This is a genomic window from Aquifex sp., assembly GCF_056494385.1.
The window spans coordinates 22,249-31,566 of record NZ_JBSLZM010000084.1 but is presented as its reverse complement, the minus strand read 5'-3'; the positions used below and the strand labels follow the sequence as shown (position 1 = coordinate 31,566).

11 protein-coding genes are annotated in these 9,318 nt (G+C 41.8%); 3 read left to right on the top strand and 8 right to left on the bottom strand.

What is annotated here, in order from left to right:
* Window positions 1-50 precede the first annotated feature (50 nt).
* Entirely contained in the window at window positions 51-1,334 is a 1,284-nt protein-coding gene (locus ACWB1W_RS06680) for an MgtC/SapB family protein (RefSeq protein WP_479370603.1), read from the top strand.
* On the opposite strand, the gene alr is transcribed toward ACWB1W_RS06680, so the two are convergent.
* On the bottom strand, window positions 1,274-2,299 hold the full coding sequence (gene alr / locus ACWB1W_RS06675) for an alanine racemase (protein WP_479370602.1): 1,026 nt from the start codon (window positions 2,297-2,299) through the stop codon (window positions 1,274-1,276). The two genes, ACWB1W_RS06680 and alr, sit on opposite strands and share 61 nt — an antisense overlap.
* Before the next feature lie 25 nt (window positions 2,300-2,324).
* On the opposite strand from alr, the gene ACWB1W_RS06670 reads away from it, so the two are divergent.
* On the top strand, window positions 2,325-2,555 hold the full coding sequence (locus ACWB1W_RS06670) for a hypothetical protein (protein WP_479370601.1): 231 nt from the start codon (window positions 2,325-2,327) through the stop codon (window positions 2,553-2,555).
* On the opposite strand, the gene ACWB1W_RS06665 is transcribed toward ACWB1W_RS06670, so the two are convergent.
* Genes ACWB1W_RS06665 through ACWB1W_RS06650 form a run of 4 tightly spaced genes read right to left on the bottom strand, consistent with a single transcriptional unit; the run spans window position 2,547 to window position 5,514 of the window.
* Entirely contained in the window at window positions 2,547-3,446 is a 900-nt protein-coding gene (locus tag ACWB1W_RS06665) for a c-type heme family protein (RefSeq protein WP_479370600.1), read from the bottom strand. The two genes, ACWB1W_RS06670 and ACWB1W_RS06665, sit on opposite strands and share 9 nt — an antisense overlap.
* Window positions 3,430-4,482 carry a DUF8082 domain-containing protein gene (locus ACWB1W_RS06660; protein WP_479370599.1) on the bottom strand — a complete coding sequence of 351 codons (1,053 nt, stop codon included), beginning with the start codon at window positions 4,480-4,482 and terminating at the stop codon, window positions 3,430-3,432. Before ACWB1W_RS06660 ends, ACWB1W_RS06665 begins: the two co-directional genes overlap by 17 nt.
* Window positions 4,445-5,026 carry a GTP-binding protein gene (locus tag ACWB1W_RS06655; protein WP_479370598.1) on the bottom strand — a complete coding sequence of 194 codons (582 nt, stop codon included), beginning with the start codon at window positions 5,024-5,026 and terminating at the stop codon, window positions 4,445-4,447. The genes ACWB1W_RS06660 and ACWB1W_RS06655 overlap by 38 nt, the downstream gene beginning before the upstream one ends.
* Before the next feature lie 2 nt (window positions 5,027-5,028).
* Window positions 5,029-5,514 (bottom strand): roadblock/LC7 domain-containing protein, encoded by a 486-nt coding sequence (locus ACWB1W_RS06650; protein WP_479370597.1) that lies wholly within the window; start codon window positions 5,512-5,514, stop codon window positions 5,029-5,031.
* An 88-nt stretch (window positions 5,515-5,602) separates the two neighbouring features.
* On the opposite strand from ACWB1W_RS06650, the gene nadA reads away from it, so the two are divergent.
* Complete coding sequence (gene nadA / locus ACWB1W_RS06645) at window positions 5,603-6,571, top strand: quinolinate synthase NadA (protein ID WP_479370596.1); 969 nt, start codon at window positions 5,603-5,605, stop codon at window positions 6,569-6,571.
* Here the strand turns inward: nadA and rlmB are convergent.
* The 3 genes from rlmB to ilvE are packed head-to-tail and all read right to left on the bottom strand — an operon-like array spanning window position 6,568 to window position 9,312.
* Window positions 6,568-7,293: a 23S rRNA (guanosine(2251)-2'-O)-methyltransferase RlmB gene (gene rlmB / locus ACWB1W_RS06640; protein WP_479370595.1), complete on the bottom strand. Its 726-nt coding sequence runs from the start codon at window positions 7,291-7,293 to the stop codon at window positions 6,568-6,570. The two genes, nadA and rlmB, sit on opposite strands and share 4 nt — an antisense overlap.
* A gap of 11 nt (window positions 7,294-7,304) precedes the next feature.
* The gene (locus ACWB1W_RS06635; protein ID WP_479370594.1) at window positions 7,305-8,405 is read right to left on the bottom strand and encodes a Zn-dependent exopeptidase M28; all 1,101 of its coding nucleotides are present in this window, start codon (window positions 8,403-8,405) and stop codon (window positions 7,305-7,307) included.
* Complete coding sequence (gene ilvE / locus ACWB1W_RS06630) at window positions 8,395-9,312, bottom strand: branched-chain-amino-acid transaminase (RefSeq protein WP_479370593.1); 918 nt, start codon at window positions 9,310-9,312, stop codon at window positions 8,395-8,397. Before ilvE ends, ACWB1W_RS06635 begins: the two co-directional genes overlap by 11 nt.
* Window positions 9,313-9,318: the final 6 nt, after the last annotated feature.

Genomic DNA, 9,318 nt, shown 5'->3' with positions numbered 1-9,318 from the left:
ATTAACTTAGTTCTGGGAACGATTATAGTCCTAATAATAACCTACATAGGGTGAATGAGTTTTTAGAGAACGTAAAAAACACGCCGGAGTTTAAGGTTCTCTTTGCCCTTTTCTTGGGCTTTATTATAGGTCTTGAGAGGGAGGTGAGAGCTAAGTTCGGACATGACATTTTTGCAGGTGTGAGAACATTTCCCCTAATATCCGTTTTAGGAACTGTATCGGGATTACTCTATCTGAAAACTCTGTCCGAGCTTCCCTTAATTTTTACCCTCCTTAGTCTGTCTTTTCTTGCCACGCTTAGCTACTGGAAGGACAAAAGTATGGGAATAACAACGGAGGTGGCTTCCTTTATAACCTTTTTCATAGGTGTTCTCGTCGCCTTAGGAGAGTTTTACCTCTCGGTATTCTTGACTATACTCACCACATTCATACTGGTTTTGAAGGATAAGCTTGAAGGAATAGCGAGACTTATGGAAGAAGAGGATATAATAGCCGTTCTTAAGTTCTTCACCGTTTCCGCGGTAATACTCCCCTTACTACCAGACAAAGAGGTAATAAAGGGACTGAATCCTTCCGAGGTGTGGAAGTTCGTTATTCTTGTCTCAACGGTTGATTTCATAGGGTATTTTCTCCTCAAGTATAAGGGAAGCGGTAGCTTACTGATAACAGGAGTAATAGGAGGTTTGACCTCAAGCACAGCGGTAACCGTTGCCTTTTCGTCCCTTTCCGCAAGGTTTCCCCAGTTTTCCTCACTTGTATTTTTCGGGATAATCCTCTCCTGGAACGTTATGTTCCTGAGAGTAGTTTTTTACACATTGGTTATTTTTTACAAGCTTACGCTCCTGCTGTTCTTTATTCTCCTTCCTTACTTCCTCGTATTATCAATATTTTCCCTATACGTTTTCTTCAAAGGGGAAAGAAGCGGAAGAACGGAAAAAGACGTTCCTCTAAAAAACCCTTACACCCTTACCCAAGCCCTGACCTTCGGTCTATTTTATAGCGTAATAAGTGTCGTATCCGTATACTTAAAGGAGTTTTTCGGTGATGAGGGAATATACGTTCTCAGCTTTATATCGGGAATAATGGATGTTGATGCCATTACACTTCTCCTTTCAAATATGGCAAAGGAGGAAAAGGTTGACCTTCCGGTAGCTTCAACGGGACTAATGCTCGCGGTTATCTCAAACAACCTCTTTAAAGCCTTTTACAGTATTATCTTCGGAAGCAGAAAGCTGAAAGTGTACTTCTCTTTAGTTCTTGTATTTACACTGTTTTACCTCTTCCTTACCACAATCCTTTCAACCCTCCTTGAGAGATTACACATTATCTCGTAAGGAATTGTTCCGGCATCTCTGGCAAGAGGGGTAAAACTTCTCTCTTCGTTTACTATGTAAACCCAGTCCCCTGTTTTTGCCTCCGTTTCGCTCAGGTCAACCATAGTCATATCCATAGTTATGTTTCCTATTATGGGAACTTTTTTCCCTTCAAAAATTAAGTAGCCTTTATTTGAAAGGTTTTTCATGAGTCCGTCCGCGTAACCGAACGCAACAACCCCCAGCTTTGTTTTTCTCGTCGTTACGTAGGTTCTTCCGTAGGATACGGGATGATTCTCGGGAAGCTCTTTAACGGATAAAAGTCTGGCTTTCAACCTGAGGGCAGGCTTAATCTTAATGGGGTAATTTCTTAGGGGTTTTTCTCCGTAAATGGCGAGACCTATCCTTACGTGTGTTGTGAAAGGAACACTGTAAATAAGACCTGCTGAGCTTTCAAGGTGTATGTATTTAACATTCTTGTAATTCTTAAGAATCTCTTCAAAACGCTTTATTTGATGTCTTGAAAACGCTTCGTCGGAAGGGGTGGATAGATGGGTCATAACTCCCTCAACCCTCGGGTCATTTATAACTTCCCTTGTAAACCCGAGCCTACCCATTCCCGTATCGTACTTTACGTGGAACTTTATATTGGTGTCTTTAAGAGCTTTAAGGTGTTCGGGGTCTGAAACTACCGGTGTTAAATTATACTCCTCAAGGAACTTTACATCCTCCTGAAGTATGCCTCCCAGTATGAGTATCTTCTTTTTTATCCCGTATTCCCTCAGCTCGACGCCCTCCTGAGTGCACGCAACCGCAAAGCTGTCTACCTCTTTAAGTTTTTCAAGTATTGACGCCACCTGTTTTGCACCTACGCCGTAAGCGTTTGCTTTGATAACCGCTATTATTTTTTTTCCGCTGAACCTGTGTATTTCCTTTACGTTGTGTATTATTCTTTCTTCCAGTATCTCAAGAACAGCTCTTCTCATCCATGTGCTATTTTAAAATTTTCCTATGGAGCTAAAGGGTGTAAGTCTGAACCTCATAAAGAAAAGACTTGAAAACCTTAATGATAAAAACGGAGAAGAGAGGGTTAAGGAGCTTCAGATAATTCTTAGAGTCATATATCCGCTTGTTGCGGACAGTAAAGGAGGCGAAGTCTTAGAGCTTTTCACAAAACTGAAGAGAGGAGAGGGAACGGAAGAGGCGGAAAAATTCATAAGGGAAACGATAAACTCACTTTAGTATATCCATAACCTTTTTAATGCTTACCCTCATCCTCTCAAAGGCTTTTGCGAGTTCACCTATCTCGTCTTCTCCCTTTATTGGTATCTTATCGTCCACTTCTCCCTTACTAATCTTGTCCGCATGTTCCTTTAAAACCTCTATAGGTCTGAACACGTACCTCTCAAGTATGAAAAGTATTATTAACATAACGAGTAAGTTTATCCCGAACACAACACCTCCCTTTATAAGTCCGTCAAGTCTTGCTTGAAGCAGTGTGGCTTCGTAAGGCTCGTATATGAATATTCCCCCCTGAACTTCTCCTACTTTCCAGTTCGGGTCGTATTGGGGTTTATATATCTCCTTTACCGCTTGGGGCATAGCTTCTATCTTTCCATGACAGTGCAAACAGGAGGCCTTTACCTTTACGGGAAACGCAGAAACGAGATACCTGTAGTTGTTTATGCTAATTATCTCCGAATACTCTTCAGCTTTGCTTTTTCTAAAGTAATTAATAATGTTTGCTTCAACAGGAGTTGGACTGTTTGTAGGGTTTAAAGGTCTGAAGGCAACCTGCCTTAGCCTGAGCCCTTGAAAATCCTCACTCACCTTTTTGAAAATGTTCGCGGTAACGAAGGAAGAGGACTGAGCATCAAGAATAAAATCTTCCCTTATACACCCGCCGTACTTGTCCATTAGCTCGTATATCTTCGGTCTTAGAGTTTCCCTCACATAAGAACGTGTAGCTTTTGAAAAAGATAACGTTAACCTTATCTTTTCGTAAGAGCTCTCTTTAGCCCTTTCAATTTCCTCTTTATAAGTGTAAAATCCCGTTGCCAGACCACTTATAACTGCTATGCCGCCTATAAACAGGAAAACCTTTCCCCGAATTGTCTTAGGTATCAAGTTCATTAAATACCTCCTTTACTTTCTTTATGAATGAATCCTTTAAATCTTCTTCGGGAATCTCGTCCTTAAGCTTGTAAACAATTACACGAAGAGTTGCTTTGGTTAAGTTGTCTTCGGTAACGTACAGGTCCTTTAAAACCTTATTCCATATAATTTTCCCTACGGGTCCTATATGGTCTACAAAATACTCTTTTACACTGTTTACTATATCTCTACTAACCCTTTCCGGTTTCCTACCTATTATGTCCGAAAGTGTTATTCCCAGGGGTTTCGGATTCTCATCCAAGTTTACGGAGTAGAAGTTCCCCTCGTTTACGGGACTCACCTCCTGTATACTCTCGGTATCAAGCTCCAAACTCTTTGTAGGTTCTCCGCTCATAACGAATGTAAAAATTTTATCTTTCCACAAGAATCCGTATTTACCATTTCGGTTAAATCCCCTTTTTAATGAGTTGAGCAGTAATACATCTTCAGGCTCTATTGAGTATACGGAAACGTAAGCTACATGGGGCATAGTTATACGCTTTATCGCCTCTTCGTCCCAAAGCTTACCCAGGTTGATGCCTATAATCCTTCCTTCTAAAAGGAATACGTTGCAGAGAACTTCCGTAGATGTGTAAAAGGTTATGTACCCCGTGAAACTAACCTTTCCGACAAACTTTTCCAGATTTGATGGGTCTATTATATTAGCACCCGAGTAAAATACCTCGTTTCCGTATCCCGATATGAGTAGTGTCTCAAGACGTTCAAAATCGTAAACCTTACATATATGGGCGGTTGTTAAAGGGGAAGATTTAAAGAGAGAAACTTTACTTTCCTTAGGAGGTGTATATTCCCCCATAAGGAAATACTCTTTTTTACCGTTGTAAACCCTTACAGCTTTTAAAGGTTTGCCCTCTTCAAGGATAACGTAGTCCGTAAACTCCCAAGCTTCTATCTTTATAAAACCCGTGAAATCTTTACTCTCCAGCTCCCTGTATAGGGCTTCCCAGTTTATAATCTCACCGAGTAGTCCTCCTCTCACTTCCTCCTTCCACATAGCTCTTTAGTACCTCTCTTAGTATAATCTTGAACGTATCCATAACACCCTTTCCTTCCGTAGCGACGGTCTCGGTATAGGGTGCATCCCAAGGATTGCAAAAAGGCTGAAGCTCTTCAACGGGAAGTGCATCAGGAAGGTCCCTCTTGTTATACTGAACAACTACGGGAATAGAGTATAAGTCGTAACCTAGCTCCTTAAGGACATGTGCCATTTCCCTCAAAACCAGAAAGTTCATCTCTTCCCTTCCCTTCTGGGAATCAACTGTAAAAACCAGCCCGTCAACTCCTTGAAGTATAGCCTTTCTGAGAGGGTGAAGTCTGAACTGACCGGGTGTAGTTAGTATCTTAACGTCTATGGTTTCATTTTCAAAGGGAACCTTACTTAAAAACATTTCTACAAAAAGGGTTCTTTTTTCGTCGGTTTCCATGCTTATGAATTCTCCCTTGGTGAGACTTTTTCCCTTTAATACGTTGTACAAACTCCTTACTGTTGTGCTTTTTCCTGCCAGACTCGCACCGAAGAAAACTATCTTAAGTTTCATTTTTAATCCAATACCTCCGACAGTTTCTTCTCAAGCTCTTGGGGAGATATCCTGTAAAGTTTTTTCTCAACTTTTTTCACTTTCTTTAAAACTTCGTTTAAGTCTTTTACAAACTCCTTGAAGAATAACCTTACACTCCCTATTGACATATCCTTCTTACAAATAACGCCTACGAGGAAATCCTTTTCAAGCTTTGCTATTGTAAAAACTCTTGTCTTAGTTTCATAAAATATGTCGTTTATCGTTTCTTTCTCCTCTATCATCTTTGTCAATTCTTCAGATGCAAAAAAGAGTGCACTCATTATACTTGAGAAGAACTCGGCTTCTAAATCCTTTATCTTCTCCCCCTTGAAGAGTATAATCCTTCCCCCTTTATCAAAGAGGAAAACAGCATATGGAGAAGCTTTTTCACAAAATCTGTTAACTATGTTCTCAAGTTTTTCTTTATCCTTTTCATCAAGTTCGTAGCCTACTAAATCTAGTTCCATTAATAAAAATATATTAATTTCCCTGAGCTAAATAGGTGGACAAAAAACCTGAGAAACTTAATTAATAAAATCTTAACGGAGGTGAGTAATGGCTCAGCTCGTTTTATCTCAGGAAAGGGAGCTTACTAAGGAGGAGATAAATGAGCTTCAGGAAGAGGTAAGGAAACTGGCTAAGGAGAAGAATGCGGTTATTCTGGCTCACTATTATCAGAGGCCTGAGGTTCAAGATATTGCTGACTTTGTAGGGGATTCCTTAGAGCTTGCAAGGAAGGCTTCCCGGACAGATGCGGACATAATTGTTTTCTGCGGTGTTAGGTTCATGTGTGAAACCGCAAAGATAGTAAATCCGACGAAGAAGGTTCTTCATCCCAATCCGGAAAGCGGTTGCCCTATGGCAGATATGATAACCGCGGAACAGGTGAGGATGCTCAGAAAAAAACATCCAGATGCTGAATTCGTAGCCTACATAAACACAACCGCGGATGTTAAAGCTGAGGTTGATATATGCGTTACTTCCGCAAACGCTCCAAAGATAATAAAGAAACTTGAGGCAAAAAAGATAGTGTTCTTACCGGACCAAGCCCTCGGAAACTGGGTTGCAAAACAGGTTCCGGAAAAGGAGTTTGTAATATGGAAGGGTTTCTGTCCGCCCCACTTTGAGTTTACGTATCAGGAACTCCTTAAGTTAAAGGAAAAGTATCCCGATGCGAAGGTTGCGGTTCATCCCGAGTGTCATCCTAAGGTTATAGAGCTTGCGGACTTTGTGGGTTCAACCTCCCAGATAATAAGGTATGCTACATCCGTTGATTCAAATAGGGTAATTATCGTTACGGAAGTGGGGCTTAAACACACACTCAAGAAGATTAACCCCGAAAAGGAATACATATTCCCCGAAAACATGAATTACTGCGGAACGGTTTACTGCTGCACGATGAAGGGTATAACGCTTCCGAAGGTTTACGAAACATTGAAAAACGAGATAAACGAGGTAACACTACCCGAGGACATAATAGAGAGAGCAAGAAGACCTATAGAGAGGATGCTTGAACTCAGTTAAATGCTTCTTTTCACCGTTTCCCACATAGCTATGGCTCCCGCAGAACCCACGTTCAGGGAGCCCACTTTCCCCCTCATGGGTATCGTTATAACCTCGTCGGATATCTCAAGAATACTTTTTGAAACACCTTTATCTTCAGAACCCAGAACTAAGGCAACGGGAAGAGGTATATCAACCTCCCTTATGTCCTTCCCCCCTTTTTCAACCGCGTAAACCCACCCCCCCATATCTTTGAACCTCTTTAATGCCTTTGATAAGCTCGGAACCTTGGATAACTTGAGGTAAAAGATCGCACCGCTTGAAGCTTTTACAACTGTCTCGTTTATGGGAGATGTTCTATCCTTGGGTATTAATGCTCCCGCTCCTCCTAAAACTTCACAAGTTCTCAAAAGGTTTCCGACGTTCTGGGGGTCCGTTATGTGGTCTACAACTATAAAGAAGGTCTTCTTCTCTATGGTCTCCCTAAACAGTTCTTCTGGCTCCACGTACTCAACCGGGCTGAGAAGTGCTACAACCCCTTGAGTTTTCTTCGTTCCCGCAAGCTCTTCAACTTTCTTTCTCGGGACCTTCTGAACTTTCACACCCCTTTTTTTTGCGAGTTCAAGAAGCTTTTTAGGAGGATGGCTGTCGTGAGCCACAAGTATTTTTTCAATTCCCTTTCCGGCCCTAAGGGCTTCTATTACCGGATTTCTTCCCCATACGACAAACTTTTTCTCTTCCATAAGCTTTAAGTTTAAAGTCTGTGAATTCTCCTAACGAAGTAAGATATGGTTTCGTACCACATACCTACTGTGTCCCAATCTATGGCGAAGTAGTCATCAAGGTGGGTGTGCCTTATCGTGAAGGGATTTGAGGAAAGAAAGAGGGTTTCTATTCCCTTTTCCTTGAAGGGTATGTGGTCGCTTGAACCTGTTTTGCTCTCAACGAACGTAATATTTACCTTCATATCGTTAACGTGTTTCATAAACTTCTCGTTTATAATTTTTCCGTTGTATCCCTTTACATCTTTGTATATAACCGCAGGGTTTTTCCAGCCTATTGAGTCAAGGTTTATCACGTAAAGGATATTCTTGCTGTTCATAGCGTGCCTGTAACTTCCCTCAAGACCGAGTTCCTCGCAGTCTGTGAACAGAATTCTTATCCTGAAGGGAAGCTCTTCGTATTTTACGAGTTCCTTGGCAAGAACAAGTAAAAGTGAAACGGATAAACCGTTATCTATAGCCCCGTAAACGAAGGGTTTTGTGTCGTAATGAGCCACGAGGCAAACCACGGGACCCCTTCCGAACTCAACGTAAATGTTCTCACCTTTTATCTCCTTTTTCTGGGTTTTTATCCTTATTATTACTTCCTTTCCCTCTATTTTCTGAACGACTTCCCTTGTTGTGTTTACAGCAAAGAACTTAGTGTCCCCTATTGTTCCCGAGAAGTTTACGTTAAGCTCTTCCATATAGGTTATGAGTGCATTCGCTTTTTTCTCCCTCAACATTTTCGCCTTCTCCGAGTCCCTCATCCCCCCTACGGGCATAGCAACGATTTTCCCCTTTAGGTTCTCCTCTCCGTCCTTCAGAACTTTTACTTCCCCCGAAATCTCTCCCCACAGGCTACCTACCAGGGGCCAGGCGGGATACTCCTTCCCTTCAGATTTTATAACTGCGGATAGGGGAAGGGTCTTTGAAATGGAAAAGACCTCAGTATAAACTCTAAACCCGTTTTCTTTAAGGTAGTTCTTTATAAAACTTCTTACCTCTTTATTCCCCTTACTCCCGCTCAGCCTGTTCTTCCAGCATATTTCCTCACAAACGCTTCTTATCTCATTTATCTTCTCACTTATCATACACGGGTGTTAACCAGTTCTTATAACGGGGAATGTAGCCCCTCACAGCTTTAAAGTAAAGTTCCTGAAGTTGTTTTGTTATCTCCCCTATCTCCCCGTTTCCTATCTTCCTGTTGTCTATTTCCACAACCGGTGTAACTTCCGCAGCTGTTCCCGTGAGGAATACCTCGTCAGCTGTATAAAGCTCACTCCTTGCTATAGGTCTTTCTACAACGTCAACAACGAGTTCCTTCTTTAGAAGTGTTATGACCGCGTTCCTCGTTATGCCCTCAAGGACGTGTTCGTTCAGGGATGGGGTTATAGCCTTTCCGTTCTTTATTATGAATATGTTTTCCCCGGAACCTTCGGCCACGTATCCCTGGGAGTTTAAAAGTATGGCTTCGTCGTATCCGGCCATAAGTGCTTCTGTCTTAGCAAGGGCACTGTTTACGTAAGCTCCCGCTATCTTCCAGCGGGAGGGTATTGAGTTGTCGTCATTCCTCCTCCATGAGGAAACCTTAGCCCTTATACCCTTTGATGTATCAAGATACCTACCGAACCTATAAAGGTATATGGCAACCTCGGGTGTGTAGTCAATAAGCTTCGGAGTGAGCTTCAGGTCCTTGAAGTAGGCTATCGGTCTTATGTAAACGTCCTCCCTTATCTCGGACTTTCTGAGAATTTCCTTTGTTATATCCAGAAGTTCCTCCGCTGAGTAAGGAATTTCCATAAATATACACTTTGCGTTATCTATTAACCTTTGGTAATGAGCTTTTCCGAAAAGTATGTAAAGCTGTTCCTCATCCTCGTTCCAGTAAGCCCTTATGCCTTCAAAAACTGCAGTCCCGTAGTGAAAGGAGTTTGTCATTATGCTTATCTTCGCTTCCTCAACGGGGACTATCTTTCCCTCAAAGAAAGCGTAATCCATGGAAAA